Consider the following 25983-nt stretch of genomic DNA (forward strand, 5'->3'; position numbering starts at 1 on the left):
AACCGCTCTAGCGCCCGGAAATGCCCTGTCTAACCGCCCAGCCCTTCACGAATCCGGAGTGCTACTTCCGCTACCCGGCCATTCTCATGGCTTTGGCGGGCGGAGACAAGACAAGCCTGCGACCGCAGGATGACACCGTCTTCCAGAACCTTGAGCTTGTTGGCGCGCAGCGTCGAACCGGTGGACGTAATATCCACGATCATATCCGCCGACCCCGCAGCAGGAGCGCCTTCGGTAGCACCGAGGCTTTCCACGATACGATAAACCTGAATGCCATGCTTCTGCGAAAAGAACTGCTGCGTCAGCCGCCAGTATTTGGTGGCAATGCGCAGGCGGCGACCGTGGCGCTGGCGAAAATCGGCGGCGACGTCATCCAGATCAGCCATGGTCGTCACGTCGCGCCAGACTTCCGGCACGGCCACCACCACATCGGCATGGCCAAATCCAAGTTCCGCTTCTATGGCCACGCGCTCATCGGCATGAGCCAGTGTCTCGCGCACGAGATCTTCACCCGTCACGCCAAGATCGACACTGCCGTAACCGAGTTCACGAGCGATTTCGGAAGCTGACAGAAACAGAATGTCGAGGCCTTCCTCGCCTTCGACGCGCGCACGATAATTACGGCTGTCATCGGGCAGGATGACCTTGTAACCGGCTTTTTCCAGCACGGCGAGCGTCTGCTCCTTAAGCCGTCCCTTGGATGGCAATGCCAGCGTAACGCTCATCGTTGTTCTCCCGCCAGGGCCTGAAGCCGGTCGAGCCAGATTGAAAACCCGACACCGGGTATGGTTTCCGATGCGCCAAGCATGGTCAAAAGACGGTCGTAACGTCCGCCGCCTGCAATGACAGCATCTTTCTCCACGCCCGCCTGCCGGATTTCGTAGACGAGGCCGGTATAGTAATCGAGCGGCCGCCCGAAGGATGCGTCATAGACAATGTCCCGCGTGCTGATGCCCGCCTCGGCTATCGCTTCCGCACGGGCTTCGAATTTCTGCAGGACCGCACCGAGGTCAAGCGCGTGATCGGCCGCAAAGGCGCGCAGAGTAACGGCGGCGGAATCGAGCGGAACACGCGTTTCCAGAAACTGCTTCAGGAGATCGAGTGTCGATGCAGGGAAGCGCGTCGCAGCCAGATCTTCCTTTTCGATCAACCGACGGGCAATCTCGGCCGGAGAACGCCCGGCGCCCGGAGAGATACCGGCTTCAAGCATTTCCACTTCGAGCATCCGCGCAAGGCCGGTGTCGTCCCCCTCGGCGACCAGCACCGCCAGAACTTCCGGCAAGCGCGCGCTCCGTTGCGCGGCAGTCAGTTCGCCAAGAGCCGCATCCATGGAACGGGCATCGCCGAAAGCGCGCAGCAATTTCTTGCGCCAGCCCTGCGGCAAGCCCAGCGCCTTCAACATGCCCGCAAATACAGACTGGTCGCCCAGCACGATTTCCAGTTCGGCGTCGGGCGCGGCGGCCCTCACGCAGGAGAGCGCATCGGCGACGGAGCGCGCGTCGGAAGCGGCCTCGTCGGCGGCACCGAGATCTTCGATACCTGCCTGCAGAAATTCAGCGGCACCGTCGCGATGCTGGCGGAACACTTCACCCAGATAGGCATAGCGTTTGGGTGTCGCGGCATTGAGGGCGATATGATTGCGGCAGACCGGAATGGTGAATTCCGGGCGCAGACACAAACTATCGCCGTTTTCGTTTTCGGTCAGAAAGATGCGGCGGCGCAAATCCTCGCCCGCCATATCCAAAAACGGATCGGCAGGCTGGATCAACGGAATGTCCACCAGTTCCGCCTCGCGCGCATCGAGTTCCGCGCGAAGCGCACCAAGGATGGGAGATGTGCGCGGTCCAGCCATGTTGCCTGTCACTTTACCTGCTGGGCGCGATCCCGCGCCTGTGCGTCAAGAATTTCGCGAACGGCTTCCACGAGGTCGCCTTCCTTGACCGTAATCTGAGCCGGGCGGCTTTCACGCCAGGTCACATTATCGGCAATCTCCGCCGACAGACGCTTACCCTCGATCAGATCCTTGATCTGCGCCTCACCAGCCTCGCGCTCCTGCGATCCCTGAATGACGACACAGGGTGCATCGCGACGGTCGGCATATTTCATCTGCGCCTTCATGCCGGAGCCTCCGACATACATTTCGGCGCGGATGCCCGCATGGCGCAGATCGGAGACCATTTTCTGGTAGCGGCCAAGGCTTTCCGTATCCTTGTCCATAACCAGCACAACGACCGGGCCGACCGTATCGGACACATCCAGCTTGCCGAGGTTTTTCAGCGCCGTCATCAGGCGCGAAACGCCGATGGAGAAGCCTGTCGCCGGAACGGGCTCGCCACGGAAGCGCGAGACGAGGCCGTCATAGCGCCCGCCGCCGCCGACCGATCCGAACACGACCTTCTGGCCATCCTCGTTGGTAACATCGAAAAGAAGCTCGGCCTCGAAAACCGGACCGGTGTAATATTCGAGCCCACGCACCACCGACGGATCGATCTTGACGCGGCCTTCATAACCACCCGCCGAAAACAGTGCCTGCATGTCGGCCAGTTCCGTGACGCCTTCTTCGCCCTTGGCGTTGCCTGCAACGACAGCACGGAGATTGGCAATCGTGTCCGCACCGTTCGCCCCACCTGCGGCGGTGAAGGCCAGAACCTTTTCGATTGCCGCATCGGCAAGTTCCGCGCCCTTGGTGAAATCGCCGCTCTCGTCGAGACGGCCCTTGCCGAGCAGGAGACGCACGCCTTCCGGACCGAACTTGTCGAGTTTGTCGATGGCGCGGAGCACGTTGAGCCGCTTTGCGGCATTGCCCTCGCCTTCAAGGCCGATAGCGTCCAGCACGCCGTCCAGAACCTTGCGATTGTTGACGCGGATCGCATAATCGCCGCGGCTGATACCAAGACGCTCCATCGTGTCGGCCATCATCATGCACATCTCGGCGTCGGCCGAAACATTCGGCGCACCGACCGTATCGGCGTCGAACTGCATGAACTGGCGGAAACGGCCCGGCCCCGGCTTTTCGTTGCGGAACACCCAGCCGTTGCGATAGCTGCGATAGGGCTTCGGCAAGGTCTCGAAATTTTCGGCGACATAGCGCGCCAGCGGCGCGGTCAGGTCGTAGCGCAACGACAGCCACTGTTCGTCATCGTCCTGAAACGAGAACACGCCTTCATTCGGACGATCCTGATCGGGAAGGAACTTTCCGAGCGCATCGGTATATTCGATCAGCGGCGTTTCCACCGGCTCAAAGCCGTAAAGATCATAGACTTCGCGGATGGTTGCCATCATTTTCTCGGCGGCGCGCAAATCGTCCGGCACCCGATCGACAAACCCGCGCGGCAACCGCGCCTTCATCTTGTCCGCTTTATCGGCCATTTTTCCTGCCTGATCGCTGATTTTGTTCAATTCATGCCGGAGGAAACCGGCAAGTTCGTTGCCGGTTTCCTAACGCATGAAATGCGGTGCGGCAAGTGCGAGAAGTGCGATCAGCGTGTGGCAATAGCGACGGCAGCGCCCGCCATCATGCCGGCACTCGTCCTGTTGGCGATCCGCATCATGCGCGGACTGCGGAGAAACCGCCTGGCCTGCGCCGCCAGCACGACCCATGCGGTATCGACAGCGGCGAGAACAACAAACATGACCAGCAGCAATTGCGCCCAGCCAGCCAGCGAAACATGGGTGATATCGACTGCGGTCGGAAGGATGGCGAGATAGAAAACCATGATCTTCGGATTACCGAGCGTAATGGCCAGCGCGCTCATAAAAAGCTTACCTGCCTCACCCTGACGCGGAATGGTGTTGTCGTCTGGCGTTTCTCCCACGGGGGCTACCCACATTTTCCAGGACAGATAGATGAGATAGGCAACGCCCGCATATTTGAGTACGAGAAATGCCATATGGAAGGTGCTGGCCAGCGCCGCCAGTCCCCACACAGCCAGGGACAGCCATATGGCATCGCCAAGCCACAGCCCGAACATGAAGGGGAAAACGCCCTTGTGGCCACGGCTGATGACGCGTGCGACAAGGGCGCCGACATTCGGGCCCGGTGTTCCTGCAGCGACAGCCAGAATGCCGGCAAAAACGATCAGCGACGCCAGATTCATGTCCATTCTCCCGAAAACAGTATGCGCATCTTGCAGAAAGCGGCGCGGTTGGCAATTACCGTTTTAGACCCTACCGCGGGCGGTTGAATGTCCGGCGTAATTCTTCAATCCTCAGACGGCAATGACAGCCCTCGATATGATCGTTGACAAGGCCCATCGCCTGCATGAACGCGTAAACCGTAGTCGGTCCGACAAAGGACCAGCCACGCTTCTTCAGGTCTTTTGAAATGCGGATGGAGGTTTCCGTCGTCGGATTGGCGATGAGTGTCGGATAATCCACGATTGCCGGACGTTCCTTGACGCCCGGTTCGAAAGACCAGAAATAAGCCGCCAGCGAACCCTTCTCGCCGACCAGTTCGATGGCACGATTTGCATTATTGATGACCGAAACGATCTTGCCGCGATGGCGCACAATGCCCTTGTCGGCCAACAGACGCTCAATGTCCTGCTCGTCATAACGCGCAATGCGCCGGAAGTCGAAACCATCGAAAGCAGCACGAAAATTTTCGCGCTTGCGCAAAATAGTGAGCCAGGACAGGCCTGACTGGAAACCTTCGAGGCAGATCTTCTCGAAAAGTCGACGGTCGTCGGCAACCGGAACGCCCCATTCATTGTCATGATAGGCGAGATAATCGGGCAGTGTACCGGGCCAGAAGCAGCGGGTCTTGCCATCTTCGCTGACGATCAAACCGGTCTTCGCTTCAACGGCATCGCTCATACTGCACCTTTCAGCTCTTTTTAACCCTGTCGCGCAACTTGCCGCTAACCACAACTTTAATTCGAAGTCGATCCAGGCAGAACACGCGGCCGAAATTTACTTTTACGATTCTATTCCCCCGCACAATCGCCTGATGAAATTGAGGGCCGCTCTCCTGACAATCGATGTCAGGAACAGCGATGGGCAAACGCGCCGCGAGGGATCGGATACGGCGCAAAAAGAGACGGATCTGGATTATGAAACCACGTCATCTTCTTCTTATCGGATCACTTGCGGCTATCGCCGTATCCGTCGTCAGCACGGGCATGGCATTTGCCAGCGAGCGCTACGCCACCTTACCGTCAGTGCAGGTCAGCCCGGATGTCTCCGCGCCCTGGATTGCCCAGTTGCAGGGACAGCCGGCGCGCGCTGGCGCTTTTCAACAGGCCCGGCGACAGGCACCCCGCATGGTTGCAAAGCAGACGCAGAAGACAAGAAGCAATCGCCGGCAGATTTCCTATCGACGTCCGGCGGCAAACCCGGCAGCAGAGACACGGAAAAGCCGGATCGATCCGGCCTATCTACCAAAGGTCGTCGCCTATTCGGGCAAGGAAAAACCGGGCACCATCGTCATAGACACGAACAGGCGCTTCCTCTATCTCGTCCAGTCCAACGGCTCGGCCAGACGTTATGGTGTCGGCGTTGGCAAGCAGGGTTTTGGCTGGAAGGGGTCGCAACGCATCAGTCGCAAGGCCAAGTGGCCAACCTGGACACCTCCGAAGACCATGATTGCCCGGGAGCGCAAGAAAGGCCGCATCCTGCCCGCGCAAATGAAGGGCGGCATCAACAATCCGCTTGGCGCCCGCGCACTATATCTCGGCTCTACGCTATACCGCATCCATGGCACCAACCAGCCTTGGACAATCGGAAAGGCCATGTCCTCCGGCTGCATCCGTATGCGCAACGAGGATGTGAAAGACCTGTACGAGCGCACACCGATCGGCACGAAAGTCGTCGTTCGCTGAACCCTCGGAAGAAAATCCGCATCGCTTGCGACCGCCTTTACCCGAAGGCGGTCGTTTTGCATTGGCAAATCTGAAATGTGCGAAATTTCTGCACAGAAAGAACGCCGCCTTTCTCCAAACACGGTTAAAGGGCTTTTCCTTTTCCAGCGAACACCCATATGCTGACTGCGACATCGGCCAAATCCCGATGTGGAAGTTCTACGAACTGGAGCGTTTCTTGCACGTCCACCGGGACGCACGACGCTCCGGGCAAGTCCGATGGAAGCATGTGGAGCTGCCGACGGCAGCGTGTGCCGGAGAGAACGGCACATTTTATTGGCATGTTCGTTGATCTGGCATTTGGCCGGACACGACATGTGTTGGAGGAAAGGATAGATCATGACCGTACCGACAGTGAAACTGAACGACGGCAATCATATTCCGCAGCTCGGTTACGGTGTCTGGCAGGTGGGCAATGACGAAGCGGTCGCCGCTGTCGGTAAAGCACTGGAAGTCGGGTACCGACATATCGACACCGCTGCTATTTACGGCAACGAAGAAGGCGTCGGCAAAGCGATCAGCGGTTCCGGCATGGCGCGCGGTGATATCTACCTTACGACGAAACTCTGGAACAGCGAACAGGGCTATGAGTCCACGCTGAAAGCTTTCGATGCAAGCCTGAAAAAGCTCGGCACGGATTATGTGGATCTTTATCTGATCCATTGGCCGGTCCCTTCCAAGGATCTTTTCATGGAAACCTGGCGGGCCTTCATCAAACTGAAAGAAGAAGGCCGCGCCAAGTCCATCGGCGTATCGAATTTCCGCACCGCCGATCTTGAGCGTATTATCAAGGAAAGCGACATCACGCCGGTTTTGAACCAGATCGAGTTGCACCCTCAGTTTCAACAGGACGAACTGCGCCTGTTCCACAACAAGCACAATATCAAGACGGAAGCCTGGAGTCCGCTCGGACGGGGCAAGTTTCTTGAAGACCCGACGCTGAAGTCGATTGCAGAAAAGCACGGCAAATCGGTAGCTCAGGTAATCCTGCGCTGGCACATCGAGACCGGCAACATCGTGATTCCGAAATCGGTCACGCCTGACCGCATCCGGGAAAACTTCGAAATCTTCGAGTTCAAGCTGAACGGCACCGACCACGACGCAATCACGAAACTCGACAAGGCAGACGGTCGCACCGGACCGAACCCGAACACGTTTTCGGCGAGCTGATGCCGTCTGTCATGCAACGCCTTGAAATCGAGAGGCGTCGTGGTAATATTTTGACGAGAAGGAGGTGAGACAGATCTTCTTCCGGCGGGAATCGGGTCAAAGCCCGATCCCCTTTATCTTATCGGCTGATTGTTAGTGTCAGGCGCCAACCGAACATTCTAACAAGAACCGTAAGCCGGATTCTCAATCGTCTCACCTCCTTTCGCTTTGCCGGATCAAAATAATCCGACAACCATTTGTTGCATTGCGATTCTCGGTTGTAAATATTTATCGGATTGAGCGCATCATTGGATGCCTTGCGGCTTCGGCCCGCCATAAGCCCAATCGATCAGTTCCACTGTATGCACGATGGGCAATCGACTACCTGTCGAGATCTGGGTCATGCAGCCGATATTGCCGGTCGCGATCAGTTCCGCCCCCGTCGCCTCGATATTCTTCACCTTGCGGTCGCGCAACTTTGTAGCGATTTCCGGCTGCATGATATTGTAGGTGCCTGCCGAACCACAGCACAAATGCCCTTCCAGCGGCTCCTTCACCGTGAAACCGGCCTTGGCCAGCAGGTCTTTCGGCTGGCGGGTGATCTTCTGGCCATGCTGCATCGAACAGGCCGAATGATAGGCGACCGTCAGCGCCTTCGGTGCGTCCGGCTCAGGCAAGTCGAGAGTGGCCAGATATTCGGTCACATCTTTCGCCAGTTCAGACACGCGCGCGGCCTTGTCCTTATAGGCAGGGTCAAGGCGCAGCATATAACCATAATCCTTGATGGTCGTGCCGCAGCCCGAAGCCGTGACGATAATCGCATCAAGACCGCCCGTCTCGATCTCGCGCGTCCAGACATCGACATTGCGCCGCGCCTGCGCAAGTGCTTCCTCCTCACGACCCATGTGATGAACCAGCGATCCGCAGCAGCCCTCGCCCTTTGGCGTCACCACCTCGATCCCGAAGCGATTGAGAAGACGCAAACTTGCAGCATTGATACCCGGATCGAGAACGGCTTGCGCGCAACCGCCAAGGATCGCCACACGGCCGCGTTTTTCACCCTGAATCGCATTGGCTGCGGAAGGCGTCGCGGGCAAATGTTGAGGACTGAGGTCCAACATGGCGGCAACCGGCTTCAAGGCCGGGCTGTTGCGAAAGAAGGACGCGAACGGCTTTCCGATTTTTGCAAGTTTCAACGCCGTGCGGAACCGGCCCGGATAAGGCAGAATCCGCGCCAGCACACCGCGCAAAAAACGATCCATGAACGGTCGTTTATACGTCTTCTCGATATGCGCGCGGGCATGATCGACCAGATGCATGTAATTGACGCCGGACGGACAAGTCGTCATGCAGGACAGGCACGACAGGCACCGATCCACATGGCGCACGATTTCCTCATCCGCCGGGCGTCCGTTTTCCAGCATATCCTTGATGAGATAAATGCGACCTCGCGGACTATCCAGCTCATTGCCCAGCGTCACATAAGTCGGGCAGGTGGCGGTGCAGAAACCGCAATGGACGCATTTGCGCAGGATTTTTTCGGCTTCGCTGACACCCGGATCGCGTAACTGTTCAGGGCTGAAATGGGTTTGCATCGGTTCAAGCTCCAGCCGGATATGGATAGATGCGTCCCGGATTGAGGATATTCTCCGGGTCGAATTGCTGTTTCAATCGATGCGAGAGCGCGGCAAGCGCCGGTGCCTGCGGCTCGAACACATCGACGTGAGTGCGCAAGGCATCCGGCGCACGCACCAGCGTTGCGTGGCCACCGCCATATTTGGCGATCAGATTGCGCAAGACCTGCGCTTCCGGCTCGGCTTCCATTCGCATCCAGATCAGGCCACCCTGCCAGTCATAATAGGCATCGACACCCGCGTGACGGCGGAACTCGTCCACCATGCGCCAACCCTGCATCGGCGTCATCGACACGCGCCAGACTGCGCGACCATCGCCCGTCTTCGCATAAGGCAGGACGTCGCGCACCTCGCGCCAGATCTGGCGTGACTGCGCTTCATCGAGCATATCGACCGATCCGCCAAGCAAGGCCTGCAACTGGCGGCTGCGCACCTCTACCGACGGCGCAAAACCTTCAAGCCGCAACAGGGTTGTCGCTTCCCAGCCAAGTTTTCCGTCCAGAAAACAATTGGCAACGGTCGGCGGCAGATGCGCAGCGGATGAGACTTCCTCGCGCGAGCCCATGGCCAGCGCCATCACACGCGCCGCCTGTTCGTCGGTCAGACCGCGCACGGCAAGCGTCGTCACGGTTTCTGGCGCTGGCAGAACCTTGAACGTCACTTCGGTCGCCACACCCAGAGTGCCCCAGCTATTGGCCATGCCCTTGGAGAGATCATAGCCGGTCACGTTCTTCACCACGCGCCCGCCCGATTTGAACAGTTCGCCCCGGCCCGACACGACACGCACACCCAATATGTGGTCGCGGGCGGCACCCGCCTTCAGGCGGCGCGGACCGGACAGATTGGCCGCCAACACACCGCCGATCGTACCGCGCCCTACATCTCCGCCGAGCAACGGACCATAATCCATCGGCTCGAAATGAAAACACTGGTTATTGTCAGCAAGAAGCTTTTCAATCTCGGCAACGGGGGTCCCGGCTTTTGCCGTCAACACCAACTCGTCCGGTTCATAAAGCGTCACGCCCGACAGGCCCGACACATCCAGTACATGCTTCGCCTCGACAGAACGTCCAATCCCACGCTTGGAGCCATGGCCGATGATTTCCAGCGGCGCGCTATTTGCCAGCGCCCGCTGCACCGCTTCCAATACACCCGCTTCATCCTGCGGTTTCAATATTGTTTTATCATTCATCGTCAAAACCTCGGCAAATCCGGGAACGCCAGCTCGCCGCGATGCACATGCATGCGGCCAAGCTCGGCGCAGCGGCGCAATTGCGGGAACACCTTGCCGGGATTAAGCAGATGATTGGCATCGAACGCGCATTTGACACGCATCTGCTGGTCGAGATCGGTTTCATTGAACATTTCCGGCATCAGGTCGCGTTTCTCGATCCCGACACCATGTTCTCCGGTCAGCACACCGCCAACCTTCACACAAAGCCGCAGAATATCGGCGCCAAAATTCTCCGCAGCCTCCAGTTCGCCCGGATTATTCGCATCGTAGAGGATCAGGGGATGCAGATTGCCGTCGCCCGCATGAAACACATTGGCGACACGCAGCCCGTATTTTTCCGACAGGTCGCGCATACCAGACAGAACACGCGGCAGTTCCTTTCGCGGGATCGTACCGTCCATGCACAGATAATCGGGCGAGATGCGCCCCACCGCCGGGAATGCCGCCTTGCGCCCCGCCCAGAAGGCCAGCCTCTGTTCTTCCGATTGCGACAGGATACAGGTGGTGGAACCGTTTTTCAGTGCGATTTCCTCTACGCGCCCGATCAGATAATCGACCTCGACCGGCGGGCCGTCGAGTTCGACGATCAACAGCGCCTCCACATCGAGCGGATAGCCGACGCGCACGAAATCCTCGGCGGCCTTGATCGCTGGCCTGTCCATCATTTCCATACCACCGGGAATAATGCCTGCTCCGATAATATCGGCCACGCATTGACCGGCCTGTTCGCTCGACGGAAAGCCGATCATGACGGCGCGTGCCGTTTCCGGCTTTTGCAGGATGCGCACCGTGATTTCGGTGACGACGCCCAACAAGCCTTCCGAGCCGGTCATCAGCCCCAGAAGATCGTAGCCCTCGCTGTCGAGATGCTTGCCGCCAAGCCGCAGCACCTCGCCGGTGATCAGCACCATTTCGATACCCAGCACATTATTGGCGGTGAGCCCGTATTTGAGGCAATGCACGCCGCCCGCATTTTCCGCCACATTGCCGCCGATGGAGCAGGCGATCTGCGACGACGGATCTGGGGCGTAATAAAATCCCTCATGCTCCACGGCCTTGGTGATGCCAAGATTGGTCACGCCCGGCTGCACCACTGCAACACGGTTCGGATAATCGATTTCCAGAATACGGTTGAAGCGCGACATGCCAAGCAGCACCGCATCCGCCAACGGCATGGAGCCACCGGATAGCGATGTGCCCGCCCCGCGCGGCACGACGCGAATGCCGTTGTCGTGGCAATAACGCAAAACTTTTGAAACCTGATCGACCGTTTCGGGCAGCACCACGACCAGCGGCAACGTTCGGTGAGCGGTCAAACCATCGGTCTCGAATACCCGCATCGCATTAACCGTATCGACAACCCCCTCACCCGGCACGATAGCGCCAAGATCAGCCACGATCTGCGCGCGCCGCTGCATGACGGACGCGTCCGGCTCCGGCATGATAAGTCCGCTCATCGTCTCCTCCACATTCCTGTCGGCAGAGTGCATTCCACATACACTTCGTCAAGTGGTAAAATAATTTTACCAGTTTGGCGACCGGTTAAACAGTTTTCACGCCGCGGCATAATTGCTTGCCTCGCCTCACAGCGCTCGGCTAGATGCTTAAAAGTCCGGGCATTTCCAAGGTGCCCGACAGGGCGGGAGTAGCACAATCATGATGAGCAGTCTGGCGGATATGGAGATATTTGCACGGGTTGTCGCAACGGGCAGCATGTCGGCTGCGGCACGCGATCTCGGTCTTTCGCCTGCTGTGGTCTCCAAGCGGCTCGGGCGACTGGAAGAACGGCTTGGCACCAGACTACTTCAACGCACCACCCGGCAGATCGCGCTTACCGAAGCAGGCCAAGGCTATCATGAGCGTGTGCTGGCAATCCTCACCAATATAGAGGAAGCGGAAGCCTTTGTCGCCCGCCGTTCGGCGGATGCGCGCGGCACGCTGAAGATTTCAGCCCCCACGACTTTCGGGAGAATGCACATCGCCCCCTATCTCGTGCCTTTCATGCGCGCCAATGCCGATCTGACGGTCAACATGCAATTGACCGACGAAATGGTCGACATCGTGGGGGATGGCTATGATTTGGCTATCCGTATCGCCGAACTTTCCGACTCGACCCTCGTAGCCCGACGGCTGGCGCCCGTACGGCGCATTCTGGTTGCCTCACCCGGCTATATAGCCGAACGTGGAGCCCCACAGACCATCGAAGACCTGCAAAATCACATCTGCCTTACGCCACACAATAACGATCCGTGGCGGCTGGAAGGGCCGAAAGGCCCCATGATCATCCGCCCCGCAGGCCCGCTCCAGACCAATTCCAGCGAGATGGTGCGCGAAGCCGTTCTGGCCGGGCTCGGCATTGCACAAAGGTCTACATGGGACATCGGCCCGGAGCTTGCGGCAGGTAAACTCGTACAGGTGCTGCCGGACTATGCCGCCTCGCGCAATGTCGCCATCCACGCAGTCTATCCCTCGAAACAGTTTCTTCCGGCCAAGGTGCGGCTGTTCATCGACTATCTGGCCGACCTTTACGGTCCCGTTCCTTATTGGGAAAGTGGCACATCTGCCCACGATATCCCCAGGGGATAGCATTCCAGCGTCAAGGTCGGTCCTGCTTTGCCCGACCCCGAGTAGTCGGCTAAGAAGCGGCGCTTGCTAAATTAGCATGACGACACACCAAAACAGCCAAGCATTTGATTTTCAATCGCTTGTGTTACCCACAACCCGTCGTTCAGACGAATCGGATGGCATCCTCCCATGTTGTCCTGACCACGAGGAAAGATGATGAACACACCCACACGCCTCATTCTAGCAATCGTCGTTGCCGTTATCGTCGGCTGCGGCTTCATGTTCTACGACAAATCGCGCGGTGCTGAATGGGTCGTCTCGCCCGAACAGATCGAACAGGCGAAAGCCGAAGGAAAGTCCGGCGTCGAAAGCCGCCCCGGTACCGTGACCGTGCTTCCGATTCGCAGCGAAACCGCTGACGCACTGCCATTCAAATGGGCAATGTATGGCGTCGTTGCCGGTCTCTTTGTGCTCGTCGCCACGCGCAAGCGCAAGAAGGCCTGACCGGCCGATATTCGAACGATGAGAAAGCCCGCACGATTGTCGTACGGGCTTTCTTTCCCGATATATTCCGTTGCCCGGTTCCGGGCCAAGAGCTACCCTGCCACGATTATGGAGAGGGCTTCAAACGGCATGTCCGATACGATTTTTTCCCGCATACAGACAAGCCGCACCGCGGACGATGTCGTACACCAGATCGAAACGCTCATTCTGGAAGGTGTCCTGCGCGGAGGCGACCGGTTGCCCGGAGAGCGCGAACTGGCGCGTCAGTTCGATATTTCCCGCCCGATATTGCGCGACGCCCTGAAAAGACTGGAAAACGCGGGCCTCCTCATCTCCCGCCATGGCGAGGGAACTTTCGTCGCCGATGTCATCGGACAGGTTTTCAGCGCGCCCGTGGTGAAGCTTTTCGCCGACCACCGAAAGGCGACCGCGGACTACCTCGAATACCGTCGCGAAATCGAAAGCATTGCAGCGGAATATGCCGCCCTGCGCGCCACCCCGGCCGACAAGGCGCTTCTGACCGAAATCATGAACGCGATGGAAAAGGCCCACGGTGCCAGCGATTTCGACACGGAAGCCCATCTTGATGTGGAACTGCACAATGCCATCGGCGAAGCAGCCCACAATATCGTGCTCTTGCATACTTTGCGATCGTGCTATCAACTGCTGAAGGACGGCGTCTTCTACAATCGCAGCCTCATTTACAGCTATCCGGGTGTCGCCGACATGTTCCTGTCGCAACATCGCGCCATTTACGACGCCGTGATGGCCGGCAATCCGCAAGCGGCGCGCGAGGCGGTGCGCAAGCACATGCGCTTTGTCGAACAGGCAACCCATGACCGCGAGCTTCATGCAGAACGTGAACGCGTCTCGCGCCTTCGTTATCGCCAGCGGGCCGGCGCGAAGATCGATGATACGAAGGAAGACGAAGACAAATGAGCGGCGTGGTTTTCAAGGATGCGAGCGGGCCGGAAACGACCCGTCTTTATGCCATTGGCGACGTGCATGGACGCCTCGATCTGCTGCTGGAAATGCACGACCTCATCAACGCCGATCTCGACCGTCATCCCGCACATGACTGGCGGATTATTCATCTCGGGGATTATATTGACCGCGGTCCGGCCTCGAAGGGTGTTCTGGACTTTCTGATCGACGCATCCAGCCGGGACGAGCACATAATTTCATTGCTCGGCAATCACGACGACGGTTTTCTCCATTATCTCGCCACGGGCGATACCGCTGGCATATTCGCCTTGCATGGCGGCGTGGAGACAGCGCGCTCCTACGGCATAGAGCTCGATTTTTCCGATCCTGCCAAAGCAAGACACGGGTTTGACGCATTCGTCAAAACGGTGCCGCAGAGCCATGTCGACTTCATTCGCGCCATGCCGTGCTGGCTGACATTCGGAGACTTTTTCTTCTGTCATGCCGGGGTCAATCCTGCCTTGCCGCTCGATGCGCAGGACCCGGAAGAATTGATCTGGATACGCACGCCCTTCCTCAAATGGACCGAACCTTTCGGAAAGGTCATAATCCATGGCCACACGCCGCAAGGCCTGATCGACATTCAACCCAACAGGGTCAATCTCGATACCTATGCATGGAAAAGCGGCGTGCTTTCGGCCATCGTGATCGACGGCCCGGAAAAGCGTTTTATGGAAGCGACTAGCGCGAATTAGTGCGCGCTGGAAATACCATAACCGTCGGTGGAAATGGCGCTGCTACCGGCGTCGACGGTGAAGATGCCGACCGCCATGAAGACGATTGCGGAAACCATCAGAACGGTGAGAAGAGCGGCATTCTTGGCGGTCATATTCGGAAACTCTTTCGACGGTGGCCGGATGGAATTCGCAAGTGGGCCGCCAGCCGAAAGCGTGGCCATCAGCCGCGCCCGCTCGGTCGCTGCCCGGAAGACGGCGTTCAGTTACACCCGAAAAAAGTTACCTGCAACTAAACGCCTTCCGGCCTGCGATCGCTTTTCTATGGAAAAAACGAATTGCCGGAAGGCTGTGGCAAAGCGGCAACGCGGAGCTTGGACTTAAGGTTAACAGCCCCTAGAGCATTTCCAGCAAAAGTGCGAAGCGGTTTTGCGTGGGATAATGCGAAAAAACAAATAGTTGGAGCGGTTCCAACGATTCAGTCAAAACAGGAACCGCTCTAGAACAGCGACCCCTGATTGCCGGGACCGGGAGATGAAGTTTTTTTCGTTTGCTGAGGCTTCGCCGGATCGCCCCCGCCAGGCCCTTTCGTCACCACAGCGATGTCGCCATCCCTGAAGCGGACAGACAGCATATCGCCGGTCGATACGGACGCGGCCTGCTTTACCGGCTTGCCGTCTGTATCGAACACGACGGCAAAACCGCGATCCAGTACACTTTCATAAGAAAGCGTGCGCATGAGGCGCTCCAGTTCCTGCCCCCCGCGCCTGGCCCGTTCGATCGTCAAGCGGACGGCCTGATCGCGGCGGCGGTCCAGTTGCTCAATGGCGACGCTGGTGAGTTTCACCCGTCGCAATATGGGATCGGCCGATAGCCGATTGGCGCGATGAGCCAACGCTGTACGGCGTTCGCGCAGGAATGTTTCCAGCGCACGCGGCAGACGCTGGCCAAGATTGGACACGCCGCGTTGCATTTCCGAAAAGCGCCGTTGCAGAAGCCGCGACGATAATTGCCGCGCATGACCCTCGAAATGAACACGTTTCTTTTGTGTGTTGACCAACAGGGCGCGTGTAAGACGCGATGCCGCCTCATCGAATCGCCGACGCGGTAAAGCCAGCAACTGATCGGCTGATGGAAGCGCGCGTGAAGCCGAGCGGTGAGCCTGCCGCTTCAGGTCGATAAAACGCGACATGGCAGAAGAAAGCCGGGCAGACTGTGCGGCAAGCGCGGCCATGAGATCGGCTTTCACCGGCACGGCCATTTCCGCGGCACCCGTGGGCGTCGGCGCCCGGACATCCGCGGCGAAGTCGATCAATGTCCAGTCGGTTTCGTGACCGACCGCCGAAATGACCGGTATATGCGAAGCCGCAACCGCACGAACGACGATTTCGTCGTTGAAACCCCAGAGATCTTCCAGACTGCCGCCGCCTCTGGCCACGACCAGCACATCAGGACGCGGGATCGGACCGTTTTCAGGCAAAGCGTTGAACCCATCGACCGCCGCCGCGACTTCAGCTCCGCTCGTCTCCCCCTGAACCCTCACCGGCCAGACGATGACATGGATCGGAAAACGATCCGCAATGCGGTGAATGATGTCGCGAATGACAGCACCGGTTGGAGACGTGACCACACCGATCACGCGCGGCATAAAAGGGAGGAGTTGCTTGACTGCCGGATCGAACAGACCTTCCGACGCCAGCCGTCTCTTGCGCTCTTCCAGAAGCGCCATCAACGCACCAGTCCCCGCAGGCTCCATCTGCTCGATGACGATCTGGTACTTCGACGAGCCGGGATAGGTCGTGAGCTTGCCAGTGGCGATGACTTCCATGCCCTCTTCGGGGCGGAAGCGCAGACGGCCCATCGAGCCGCGCCAGATCACGGCCTCAAGGCGTGCGCGGTCGTCTTTCAACGCAAAATAAGCGTGACCCGAGGAATGCGGCCCGCGATAGCCGGAAATTTCTCCCCGCACGCGCACATGACCGAATGTATCCTCGACCGTGCGCTTCAAAGCGCCGGAAATCTCGGACACACTGTATTCGGCCACATTCGACGATACGCCGATAAAATTCGAATCGGAACCCATGCTCATCCCATCATAGGCAACCAGCGGACACGGCCGGTCAAGAAGCCGTGCGACGAATTACGCTCTGTTTACCAGCCCGGCAGCAGTTCGTTGGCTCGCACCCTCCTGGTACGAACCGCCGGAAACGGTGAAATTTCCACTGAAGCCATGCTTCCCGGCTGCGGCGACGATATATTGTCGAGGCTTTCGATAATATGCTGCGCAAGCGCATCCACCACGGCGTTCTGCTTCGCGTGGCCCCGCATGATGCCAATGCCGAATTCCGGCAGCGCCCCGAAACCGTCCGCTTCGCCAAGCACCCGCATACCGGGGCGCAGCGCACATTCGGGCAGCACCGAAACGGCCAGTCCCGAAAGCACCGCCGCAGCCAGGACCGTTGCAGACCAGCTGGTGATGATGATGCGATAATCCCGCCGCGCCGATTCCAGCACATCGATGGCGGCATGGCGCCAGATGCAGGTCGGGCGGCCGACAGCCAGCGGCAATACCGCCTCTTCATGCACCGCATGATTGGCGGATGCGACCCACAAAAGCGGCTCCGTGCGCACCACCTCCGAGCGGCGCTTGTCGTCACACTGCGTCACGAGCGCAATATCCAGCGTACCCTTGCGGATCATCTCATCCAGATTGACCGTCGGCTCACAGATCACCGAGAGTTCGACGCGCGGATTGGAGCGGGCGAACCGCGCCATGATTTCGGGCAGGAACCGGTCGGCATAATCGTCCGGCGTGCCGATGCGCACATGACCTTCCAGTTGGGTATCGTCGAACGCCGCAATTGTCTCGCCATTGAGCTGCATCATACGACGCGCGTAGAGCAGGAGCCGATCACCATCTTCCGTAAGACGGTTTGACCGCCCGTCGCGTTCGAATAACGGCTTGCCGATCCGTTCCTCCAGCCTGCGCATCTGCATCGAGACCGCCGACTGGGTTTTGAACACCGCATCGGCTGCGCGCGTAAAACTGCCGGTATCGGCGATAGCGATGAAAGTCTGCAACTGATCGAGATCCAGAGGCGCACTCATTAGGGTCTAAACTCAATTAGGTTTCGGGCGATGCAACTCATCATTATTTTTGAAGAATGACATTAAAAACATTCGCTGGAATAATCAATTCGATTGTTGGATAAAGCTGCCATCGTAAAGGAAAAGGAGCCGCGCAAGCGAATGACCCTGACGATGAGGACCCCATAGACCCGCTGATTAAAGGAGAGCGGACATGACAGCGACCAGCAAGTTCACGACGACACACTTACCGGCAAAGAGCGGACAGGTTTCCGGCTTCGCGCAAATGGTGAAGGCTGTAATCACGTCGGCATTGCGTCGCTGGGCCCTCTCCGGCGGCAGGCGACAGGTGATGCACCTCAGCGAATTTGACGACCACCTGTTGCGCGACATCGGACTGCGCCGCGAGGACGTCTACACGGCGGTCCATTATCGCGGCCATGAGGACCCGACGCGCGTACTTGGCGAACTCGCGGATATGCGCCTGCGGATCAAGACCACGCGCAATATCTGATGAAGAAACCATCGCAGTTCCGGGAGGATCAGACCTTTCCGGGACCCGCCGACTGAACATCTGGCAGGCGCCACCTTCACATGCCGAGCCCCCTCTCGGCCAGCCTGCCCCTTGCCCGGCCGCTCCTCCGCTGGCCGGGCTTTTTTTAAGCGGCGCCGGGAAACATGAATTCCAGCGTCGAAACATCCTTTCACACTGAAAAATCGGCAAGTGCTGGATAACTGAAATCGCTGCAATTTTTTTCGACGAAAGGGGTTGCGTTCGCGGTTTGAGTTCGCTAGATGGATGCCACCGCGAACGAGCGTTATGCTTCTGTCGCATTTGCAAGCCGACAAAAATGAAGGCATTTGCAAATCCCTGCTGGGGGATAGTTTAAGGGTAGAACAGCGGACTCTGACTCCGTTAGTCTTGGTTCGAATCCAGGTCCCCCAGCCATTTGATTTCCTTACATAATTCCCGAAACGAGCTGGAACCGAAGAAGCCGTTTTGCGGTTGATTTTGCAGCATTTGTCCGGGATTCGAATTTGCCAATGAGATTGTATCGTCGTCACGGATGACAGACGTCAGGCGGACCAATTCGGACAAATGCTGTTGGCCGACGCCCCATCTCACTGTACATTATGGAAATTTCCGCACCTGTGGCTAAGGAGGAGAGTTTCATGGCAACACCCAGAAAAATCGGCGTATTGATCGGAAGTCTGCGTAAGGGTTCCTTTAGTCGCAAAATCGCAAATGCGTTTATTAAGCTCGCGCCTGAAACGCTCGACTTGGAGATTATCGAGATCAGGGGTGTTTCGTTCTTCGATCAGGATCTGGAAGACACACCGCCAGCGGACTGGACGTCCTTCCGCGAAAAGATCAAGGCGTGCGATGCCATCCTGTTCGTAACGCCTGAATACAATCGATCAGTACCGGGAGCGCTGAAGAACGCCATAGACGTGGCGTCCCGTCCTTACGGGCATAATTCATTCGATGGCAAGCCGGCCGGCATCATATCCACTTCGATCGGAGCAATTGGGGGCTTTGGCGCCAATCATCATCTGAGGCAGAGCCTGACCTTCCTTAACATGCCACAACTGACACAGCCGGAAATGTATCTTGGTAATTCAGCAGGGATCGTCGGTGACAACGGCCAAGTCAGCGACACCGGCACACGAGATTATCTGGCCAAATTCGGCGCTGTGTTTGCGGACTGGGTCGAGACGTTTATCAAACACTGATGCCAAGCCTACCACTACAGTAGCAAATTCGTCAGACGTATAATTGGCTATTGACACAATCAATATATCTATTATTCTGGATATATGGATAATGAAGATGCAATATTGGCTCTTGCCGCCCTTGCCCAAGCCACGAGACTCGATACGTTTCGGCTTTTGGTGAAACATGAACCGAACGGCATCCCCGCGGGCGAATTAGCTCGCATACTGGACGTCCCGCAAAATACGATGTCGGCGCATCTAGCGACACTGTCCCGCGCCGGCCTCGTGAGAGGCGAGCGCCAGAGCCGATCGATCATTTACCGCGCGGACCTCGACCGGTTTCGGGGGCTTGCCCTCTTCATGATCAACGACTGCTGTGGCGGCAGCCCGGAACTCTGCACTCCGCTTATCAAGAGCTTGACGCCCTGCTGCAAGGCAGAGGCGACGACGTAACGACAAACCGGCCGATGCCCTCGGCCTTTCGAAATGGACTGACGAATGACTGGCAAGGTCTATAACGTGCTCTTCCTGTGCACGGGTAATTCTGCTCGCTCGATTTTGGGCGAAGCGATCCTCAACAAGGACGGTGAAGGCCGTTTTCGTGGCTGGTCGGCGGGAAGTCAGCCAAAAGGCGAAGTCCATCCGCTCGCTATCAGGGAACTGGAAGCGCTCGGTTATCCGACCGACAACCTGACATCGAAGAGCTGGGATGTATTTTCCAGCCCCGACGCCCCACAGATGGATTTCATATTCACGGTCTGCGACAATGCGGCCGGCGAGGCCTGCCCGGTCTGGATCGGTCACCCGATGACGGCTCACTGGGGAATTGAAGACCCTGCCGCAGCCGAAGGGAGCGAAGCGGAAAGACAGCGAGCCTTTGCACAAGCCGCCCGCTTTCTCAAGAACCGGATATCGGCGTTTCTCAATCTCCCTCTCGCCACCATCGATCGCATGGCTCTTAAAGGTCATCTGGCCGAGATCGGCTCCATGGAGGGCAGCACCAAATCGGATATGGAGCAGCGTTGATGTCCACATTCGAACGATATCTTTCCGTCTGGGTCGCGCTCTGCATCGTGGCAGGTGTTGCGCTGGGGCATTTCTTCCCAGCGATTTTCCATGCAATCGGCGCGGCTGAAGTTGCCAGGGTCAATATTCCCGTGGCGGTTCTCATATGGCTGATGATCATCCCGATGCTCCTCAAGATCGACTTCGCCGCACTTCATGAGGTCGGCCGGCACTGGCGGGGAATAGGCGTCACGCTGTTCATCAACTGGGCAGTGAAACCGTTCTCGATGGCCCTTCTTGGCTGGCTGTTCATCGGCTGGCTCTTTCGACCCTACTTGCCGGGTGACCAGATAGATTCATACATTGCCGGCCTGATCATTCTCGCGGCGGCACCTTGTACCGCAATGGTTTTCGTCTGGTCCAACCTGACGAAGGGGGAACCGCATTTCACCCTGTCGCAGGTCGCGCTCAACGATGCGATCATGGTCGTGGCATTCGCCCCGATCGTCGGGCTTCTGCTCGGCCTCTCAGCCATCACCGTACCGTGGAATACGCTTATCCTCTCGGTCGCGCTTTACATCGTCGTACCTGTGATTATTGCGCAAATCATCCGGCGGAGCATCCTCGCCCGTGGTGGCCAGCGGTCTTTCGATGCCCTGCTGAAGATGGTGCAGCCGCTTTCGCTGGCCGCACTTCTCGCCACGCTCATCCTCCTTTTCGGCTTTCAGGGTGAACAGATCATCAAGCAGCCGCTGATCATTGCGATGCTGGCCGTCCCGATCCTCATTCAGGTCTATTCCACATCGGGACTCGCTTATATCCTGAACAGGATTTCCGGCGAGCAGCACTGCGTTGCCGGTCCATCCGCGCTTATCGGCGCTTCGAATTTCTTCGAACTCGCAGTGGCTGCGGCAATCAGCCTGTTCGGTTTTTCTTCAGGCGCGGCGCTTGCAACCGTTGTCGGCGTCCTCGTCGAAGTGCCGGTCATGCTCACCGTCGTGTGGATCGTCAATCGCTCCAAAGGATGGTACGAACGCGGCCTCGATCGAAAGCCCAGTCTGCAACGGAAAACCGCCGATTGAACGGCGGCCTACAGGCTCGGGTCAGCTCCCGTAAGCCGCCCTTGACGATCAAGCGCTTCAGCGACAGAGGGTGCATGACGACTGAATGGACGCCGCACTCCGTGCCTCAGCAACATTCGACGGACATTCTTGTCGCCTCCCGTTAACCAGACCTGAATACCTTTTCGATGGGCTTTGTGAACAAGCCCCTCGATCATATTGGCTCCGGTCGAGTCGAGAAACGGTACTCCTTCAAAGTCGATCACGAGGACTTTATACGTGTCGGAGATACGGTCCAGGATGGACCCGATCGATGCCGCTGCACCGAAGAACAAAGCTCCGGTAATTCGATATATGATGACATCCGGGTCCGCACCTTGCGTCTCGTCGTAATCCGCTCTCGGGCTTTCACGGTCAGGAATATCACGCGTAACGAAGGGTTGATGTGTCTGAATCGTCGTGGCGCGGCTCATCCGTTGTATGAACAATACCGACCCCAACGCAAAACCGATCACGATCGCTTCGGTGAGATCGCGGAAAACCGTGAGTAGAAATGTAACGGCCAGCACGACGCTCTCTCCCAATCCCGACCGCCATAGAACGGCAATGGCGTGCTTCTCGACCATGTTCCAGGCGACAACCGCCAGCACCCCGGCCAACGCGGCAAGCGGGATATAGGAAGCCATGGGAGCTGCGATCAGCATGAAAACGAGCAGAAAAATCGAGTGCATCATACCTGCCACGGGACCGTGAGCGCCTGAACGTATGTTGGTCGCGGTACGAGCGATCGTTCCCGTTACACAGAAGCCGCCGAACAAAGATGACCCGATATTGGCGACGCCTTGTGCCACGAGTTCACAGTTCGAGCGATGCCGACGCCCTGTCATGCCGTCAGCGACGACAGCCGACAACAGGGATTCGATAGCTCCAAGGAGAGTGAATGCCGCCGCCGACGGAAGAACCGCCAGAATTTTACTCATAGACCAATCGGGGAGATGAGGCGCAGGCAGACTTGAAGGTATGCCGCCGAACCGGGAGCCTATGGTTGCGATAGGAAGAGCGAGGAACGCGGTGACAAGAGAGGCAGCGCTGACCGCAATCAGCATCCCCGGCCAATGGGGCCGCAGTTTCTTCAAACCGAAGATAATCGCCACCGTACCAGCCGAGACCATAAGGGCGGCCGGCGTAAACGAATCCCGTACCTGCCATAGGGCTGGAATTTTTTTCAGCAGTTCTCCGGGTTCGTGTTCAATAGCCAGGCCGAATAACTCTTTGAGTTGACTGGCAAAGATAATGATCGCGATCCCTGCGGTGAACCCGACGGTCACCGGAAAGGGGATGAACTTGATAAACGTTCCGAACCGAAGCAAACCGGCCGCCATCAGCATGACACCGGAAAGCATTGTCGCGAGTATCAAACCGTCCAAACCGTGTTGTGCCGCTGTTGCGGCGACAAGCACGATGAATGCGCCCGCAGGCCCTCCGATCTGGAACCGGGAGCCACCGAGAGCGGAAACGAGAAACCCTCCAACGATTGCGGTATAAAGTCCCTGTGCCGGGCTGGCGCCTGAAGCAATGGCGATGGCCATCGAAAGCGGCAGGGCGACGATAGCCACCGTCAAGCCAGCCAGAACGTCGGCCTTGAAATTGGCGAGCGTGTAACGCTCACGCAAAACAGTCACAAGCTTGGGTGTATAGAGTTCGAGAAACCTGTTTCCGACGGTATGGTCCAATGTATGGGTCGTCATGAATGCCGCATCTCTTGACAAAGAGCGGCGGCATCGTCGGCTTGAGGTCGGCAGATGCCGTCGCGGTTATTATTCAGTCCGATTTAAATATGAGAGGTTTTAAGCGGACTCCCCGACCGCCAATATTGCTGCTCGCGCCTTCCGCGATCAACTCAACGCCTGCCCTGTCGAGAGCTTCGATTACCCGGACCAACGATTCAACGACACCGCGCACATTGCCCTCGCTGGCTTCCATGCGCTGTATGGTTGGCACGGATACTCCAGCCATTTCCGCCAGTTGGCGCTGGTCGAGTCCCACCAGAGCTCGAGCAGCACGCATCTGCGCAGCTGTAATCATGATAAAGTCACCTTATGAACAGTGAATAATACGGTACCACATATTGAAATTGATTTCCAACACATCAACCTGGCCGCTCACCGCGCGACATCCACCATTCATTTCAACATTCAAATTCAAGTATTAACAATAACTATATAAACATAAATAGATAAAATAATGATTATATTCACATGCATTGATGCTGTTGAAAATTATATAAGTGTAAATTACAACAATATAAATAATATAATGGAATTACCATCGTTAAATCCTGAATCAAAATGCGGCATGAGTGTGCAAAAGGTGATTTTCGAATACCGGAGCGCAGTGTACTTTTAGAACAGGCTCTCAGGCACAGCACCGTTACAGTCTCTGACGCTTACGACTCTGTCTTCTCACGTTGAGCGTTCAGCCTGTTGAGGAGATCGACCAATTCCTGGGCATCCTGATTGTTCATTCCCACGATGGTGCGACTACCCATCTCAGCCGGGCGGTTGTTCTGGGTATCGAAGACGGTCCACATCCCGTCGGGCTGCTGATGAAGCTTATAACGTTGGGTCATCAGCGTAATGTAAATGCGAAAGGCTCGAAATCCAAGCGGAAATGATATTCTTAGTATCTATATTGATGTTTCAGACATTACTATCGATGTTAAAAGCATCCTTCTCGACCGACATTCCGATGAATTCGAAGGAACGCGGTACCCATGCGCCCAATAGGCGCCGGGATATCGATCCTGTCGGCGCTACAATCCAGGCAGCCTGTTGCTACTCCAAATCTCTAACGTTGCCAGAACCAGGGCTGGAGGACGATAAAGAACGTCACCAGTTCGAGACGACCCATTATCATCGACAGGGCAATCAGCCATTTTGCCGTTTCCGGTATGGAGGCAAAATTGGTTGCGGGACCGACAACCGGACCCAGGCCCGGCCCGGCATTAGCCATGGCCTGAGCCACCGAGGATATCGCCGAAAGATAATCCAGGCCCGTTGCCGTTACCAGCAGCGACATGACCAGCAGCGTCATGAGATATAGAAAAAAGAAGCCACGGACATTGCTGATGGCAACATCGCTCACCGACTTGCGGTTTAGCTGAACCGACATCGCCACGCTTGGATAAAGGACAAGTTTCAGCGAGCGGTTAGCGCTTCCGAAAAGCACCTGCCAGCGGAAAATCTTTATTGCGCCAGCCGTTGAGCCGGCGCACCCGCCGACCAGAAACAGCATGAAAAACAGGCCAACCGCAAAGCTTCCCCAGGCAGAAAAATCGTCTGTGGCAAACCCGGTATCCGTCAGGATCGACGTAACATTGAAGGCCGACTTTCGCAAAGCCTCGCCCGCGTCCATGCCTTGCGACACATTCCAGAGCATACATGCAAAGACTGCCGCAGCAAGAATCGAGAGGAACGGCTTTATCTGCCCCTCGATCGTCCGCCGTTGTCCCCGGCTCATCAGCACCACGGCATAGAACGCCAGCGGCAATGCGCCTGCTATCATGAAAACAATGGTAACCAGTTCAATCGGCAGCGAGTTATAGAAACCAATCGATGCATCCCTTGTCGAAAGCCCCCCGGTCGCAATGGTGGTCATGGCATGATTGATAGCGTCGAACGTCGACATGCCGGCCATTCCGAGCGCCACAGCGCAGGCAAGGGTCAAAGTCAGATAGACGATAAGAATATTCCGTGAAAGCTGCCGCACTTTGGGAAACGGCTTTTCGGAAATGTCGGACGACTCAGAGCGAAAGAGTTGCATTCCGCCAACGCCGAGCGCGGGCAACACGCTGAGCGCCATGACAATGATGCCAATGCCGCCGAGCCACTGCAGAATGGAACGCCACAGAAGAATGCCCTTGGGCATATCGTCAAGACCTGTAAGGATGGTCGATCCGGTTGTGGTCAGCGCGGATGTCGCCTCGAAAAAAGCGTCCGTCCAGCTGAGATTCAGAAACGAGCTATAAAGCGGCAATGCGCCGACGACCGAAACCGAAAGCCATGCGCTTACGGTGATCAAAAGGCCGGTTCTGCGATCATTCAGGCTCGCCAGCTTCGGCCGGAAACCAACGGTCAGCAGCAATGCGAGACCGCCGGTTATAAAAGCGGTTCTCAGAAAAATGGCTGCGTCCGAAAAATTCGAAAACGAGAAGTCGATCAGCGCTGGAACGAGCATGGCAATCGAAACAGCAAGGATGAACACCCCATTGAAAAAAAGGACGACCCGCAATCGTTCAAGAGTCATCCTGTCATCCTGCTTCGTATAACCATTTACGCCTCGCACCAGTTTCGATCATGACCAGACATAAAAATCTTATAATGATCCTGGCGTTATCTGTCTCGTGTTGGATTGTGCCAAAGGCTCTATGACGCGGCCTTTCCCGGAAATCAACATACCCGCCGTTCCACAGGGGTTCTATCACGCAACGCCACCGCGATATTTTATGTTTAC

The 25983-nt window shown here is 57.3% G+C and carries 25 protein-coding genes and 1 tRNA gene; 12 read left to right on the plus strand and 14 right to left on the minus strand.

The annotated features are described in order from the left end of the window. Nucleotides 1-29: 29 nt before the first annotated feature. The 5 genes from hisG to FHS76_RS04790 form a co-directional block, all read right to left on the minus strand. Nucleotides 30-725 carry an ATP phosphoribosyltransferase gene (hisG, locus tag FHS76_RS04770; protein WP_183648824.1) on the minus strand — a complete coding sequence of 232 codons (696 nt, stop codon included), beginning with the start codon at nt 723-725 and terminating at the stop codon, nt 30-32. Then, nucleotides 722-1852, minus strand: coding sequence for an ATP phosphoribosyltransferase regulatory subunit (locus FHS76_RS04775; RefSeq protein WP_183648828.1), 1131 nt, complete (start codon nt 1850-1852; stop codon nt 722-724). The genes hisG and FHS76_RS04775 overlap by 4 nt, the downstream gene beginning before the upstream one ends. A gap of 8 nt (nt 1853-1860) precedes the next feature. Further along, nucleotides 1861-3369 (minus strand): histidine--tRNA ligase, encoded by a 1509-nt coding sequence (gene hisS / locus FHS76_RS04780; protein ID WP_183648831.1) that lies wholly within the window; start codon nt 3367-3369, stop codon nt 1861-1863. 110 nt (nt 3370-3479) lie between these two features. Then, nucleotides 3480-4097, minus strand: coding sequence for a LysE family translocator (locus FHS76_RS04785; RefSeq protein WP_183648834.1), 618 nt, complete (start codon nt 4095-4097; stop codon nt 3480-3482). A gap of 70 nt (nt 4098-4167) precedes the next feature. Further along, on the minus strand, nt 4168-4815 hold the full coding sequence (locus tag FHS76_RS04790) for a DNA-3-methyladenine glycosylase I (protein WP_183648839.1): 648 nt from the start codon (nt 4813-4815) through the stop codon (nt 4168-4170). Between the two features lie 236 nt (nt 4816-5051). Here FHS76_RS04790 and FHS76_RS04795 point away from each other — a divergent pair, with 236 nt between their 5' ends. Both FHS76_RS04795 and FHS76_RS04800 read left to right on the plus strand, forming a co-directional pair. Then, nucleotides 5052-5819, plus strand: coding sequence for a L,D-transpeptidase (locus tag FHS76_RS04795; RefSeq protein ID WP_183648842.1), 768 nt, complete (start codon nt 5052-5054; stop codon nt 5817-5819). Nucleotides 5820-6197: 378 nt separating this feature from the next. Then, nucleotides 6198-7028 carry an aldo/keto reductase gene (locus FHS76_RS04800; protein WP_183648844.1) on the plus strand — a complete coding sequence of 277 codons (831 nt, stop codon included), beginning with the start codon at nt 6198-6200 and terminating at the stop codon, nt 7026-7028. A 284-nt stretch (nt 7029-7312) separates the two neighbouring features. Here the strand turns inward: FHS76_RS04800 and glcF are convergent, their stop codons facing one another. The 3 genes from glcF to FHS76_RS04815 are packed head-to-tail and all read right to left on the minus strand — an operon-like array spanning nt 7313 to nt 11332. Further along, nucleotides 7313-8602 carry a glycolate oxidase subunit GlcF gene (gene glcF / locus FHS76_RS04805; RefSeq protein WP_183648847.1) on the minus strand — a complete coding sequence of 430 codons (1290 nt, stop codon included), beginning with the start codon at nt 8600-8602 and terminating at the stop codon, nt 7313-7315. 4 nt (nt 8603-8606) lie between these two features. After that, nucleotides 8607-9833, minus strand: coding sequence for a glycolate oxidase subunit GlcE (gene glcE, locus FHS76_RS04810; protein ID WP_183648850.1), 1227 nt, complete (start codon nt 9831-9833; stop codon nt 8607-8609). Nucleotides 9834-9835: 2 nt separating this feature from the next. After that, the gene (locus FHS76_RS04815) at nt 9836-11332 is read right to left on the minus strand and encodes an FAD-linked oxidase C-terminal domain-containing protein (protein WP_183648852.1); all 1497 of its coding nucleotides are present in this window, start codon (nt 11330-11332) and stop codon (nt 9836-9838) included. A gap of 199 nt (nt 11333-11531) precedes the next feature. Here FHS76_RS04815 and FHS76_RS04820 point away from each other — a divergent pair, with 199 nt between their 5' ends. From FHS76_RS04820 to FHS76_RS04835, 4 genes are all read left to right on the plus strand, one after another. Beyond that, nucleotides 11532-12461, plus strand: coding sequence for a LysR family transcriptional regulator (locus FHS76_RS04820; RefSeq protein WP_183648855.1), 930 nt, complete (start codon nt 11532-11534; stop codon nt 12459-12461). 195 nt (nt 12462-12656) lie between these two features. Continuing rightward, nucleotides 12657-12944, plus strand: a complete 288-nt coding sequence (locus tag FHS76_RS04825) for a hypothetical protein (protein WP_183648858.1) — start codon at nt 12657-12659, stop codon at nt 12942-12944. Between the two features lie 129 nt (nt 12945-13073). Continuing rightward, nucleotides 13074-13883 carry an FCD domain-containing protein gene (locus tag FHS76_RS04830; protein ID WP_183648861.1) on the plus strand — a complete coding sequence of 270 codons (810 nt, stop codon included), beginning with the start codon at nt 13074-13076 and terminating at the stop codon, nt 13881-13883. Further along, nucleotides 13880-14623: a metallophosphoesterase gene (locus FHS76_RS04835; RefSeq protein ID WP_183648864.1), complete on the plus strand. Its 744-nt coding sequence runs from the start codon at nt 13880-13882 to the stop codon at nt 14621-14623. Before FHS76_RS04830 ends, FHS76_RS04835 begins: the two co-directional genes overlap by 4 nt. Here the strand turns inward: FHS76_RS04835 and FHS76_RS04840 are convergent. From FHS76_RS04840 to FHS76_RS04850, 3 genes are all read right to left on the minus strand, one after another. Continuing rightward, nucleotides 14620-14826, minus strand: a complete 207-nt coding sequence (locus FHS76_RS04840; RefSeq protein WP_183649345.1) for a hypothetical protein — start codon at nt 14824-14826, stop codon at nt 14620-14622. The genes FHS76_RS04835 and FHS76_RS04840 overlap by 4 nt on opposite strands. A 275-nt stretch (nt 14827-15101) precedes the next feature. Then, nucleotides 15102-16685, minus strand: a complete 1584-nt coding sequence (gene xseA / locus FHS76_RS04845) for an exodeoxyribonuclease VII large subunit (RefSeq protein ID WP_183648867.1) — start codon at nt 16683-16685, stop codon at nt 15102-15104. Nucleotides 16686-16753: 68 nt separating this feature from the next. Next, complete coding sequence (locus FHS76_RS04850; protein WP_183648870.1) at nt 16754-17710, minus strand: LysR substrate-binding domain-containing protein; 957 nt, start codon at nt 17708-17710, stop codon at nt 16754-16756. A gap of 193 nt (nt 17711-17903) precedes the next feature. Between FHS76_RS04850 and FHS76_RS04855 the strand changes: the two genes are divergently transcribed. The 6 genes from FHS76_RS04855 (at nt 17904) to arsB (ending at nt 21492) form a co-directional block, all read left to right on the plus strand. Then, nucleotides 17904-18203 carry a DUF1127 domain-containing protein gene (locus tag FHS76_RS04855; protein ID WP_183648873.1) on the plus strand — a complete coding sequence of 100 codons (300 nt, stop codon included), beginning with the start codon at nt 17904-17906 and terminating at the stop codon, nt 18201-18203. A gap of 361 nt (nt 18204-18564) precedes the next feature. After that, nucleotides 18565-18638 (plus strand) — tRNA-Gln (locus FHS76_RS04860). Nucleotides 18639-18862: 224 nt separating this feature from the next. Continuing rightward, entirely contained in the window at nt 18863-19423 is a 561-nt protein-coding gene (locus FHS76_RS04865; protein ID WP_183648876.1) for an NADPH-dependent FMN reductase, read from the plus strand. Nucleotides 19424-19507: 84 nt separating this feature from the next. Beyond that, nucleotides 19508-19858, plus strand: a complete 351-nt coding sequence (locus tag FHS76_RS04870; protein WP_183648880.1) for an ArsR/SmtB family transcription factor — start codon at nt 19508-19510, stop codon at nt 19856-19858. A 45-nt stretch (nt 19859-19903) separates the two neighbouring features. Then, complete coding sequence (locus tag FHS76_RS04875) at nt 19904-20431, plus strand: arsenate reductase ArsC (RefSeq protein WP_183648883.1); 528 nt, start codon at nt 19904-19906, stop codon at nt 20429-20431. Further along, the gene (gene arsB / locus FHS76_RS04880) at nt 20431-21492 is read left to right on the plus strand and encodes an ACR3 family arsenite efflux transporter (protein ID WP_183648886.1); all 1062 of its coding nucleotides are present in this window, start codon (nt 20431-20433) and stop codon (nt 21490-21492) included. Before FHS76_RS04875 ends, arsB begins: the two co-directional genes overlap by 1 nt. An 8-nt stretch (nt 21493-21500) precedes the next feature. Here arsB and FHS76_RS04885 read toward each other — a convergent pair whose 3' ends face one another. From FHS76_RS04885 to FHS76_RS04895, 3 genes are all read right to left on the minus strand, one after another. Next, complete coding sequence (locus FHS76_RS04885; RefSeq protein ID WP_183648888.1) at nt 21501-23219, minus strand: SulP family inorganic anion transporter; 1719 nt, start codon at nt 23217-23219, stop codon at nt 21501-21503. Between the two features lie 73 nt (nt 23220-23292). Next, on the minus strand, nt 23293-23556 hold the full coding sequence (locus FHS76_RS04890) for a helix-turn-helix domain-containing protein (RefSeq protein ID WP_183648890.1): 264 nt from the start codon (nt 23554-23556) through the stop codon (nt 23293-23295). A gap of 762 nt (nt 23557-24318) precedes the next feature. Next, a complete protein-coding gene (locus FHS76_RS04895; RefSeq protein WP_183648893.1) occupies nt 24319-25776 on the minus strand; it encodes a TrkH family potassium uptake protein in 1458 nt (485 codons plus the stop codon). Between the last annotated feature and the right edge of the window lie 207 nt (nt 25777-25983).

Source organism: Brucella daejeonensis (assembly GCF_014199265.1).
In the GTDB taxonomy this organism is placed as follows: Bacteria; Pseudomonadota; Alphaproteobacteria; order Rhizobiales; family Rhizobiaceae; genus Brucella; species Brucella daejeonensis.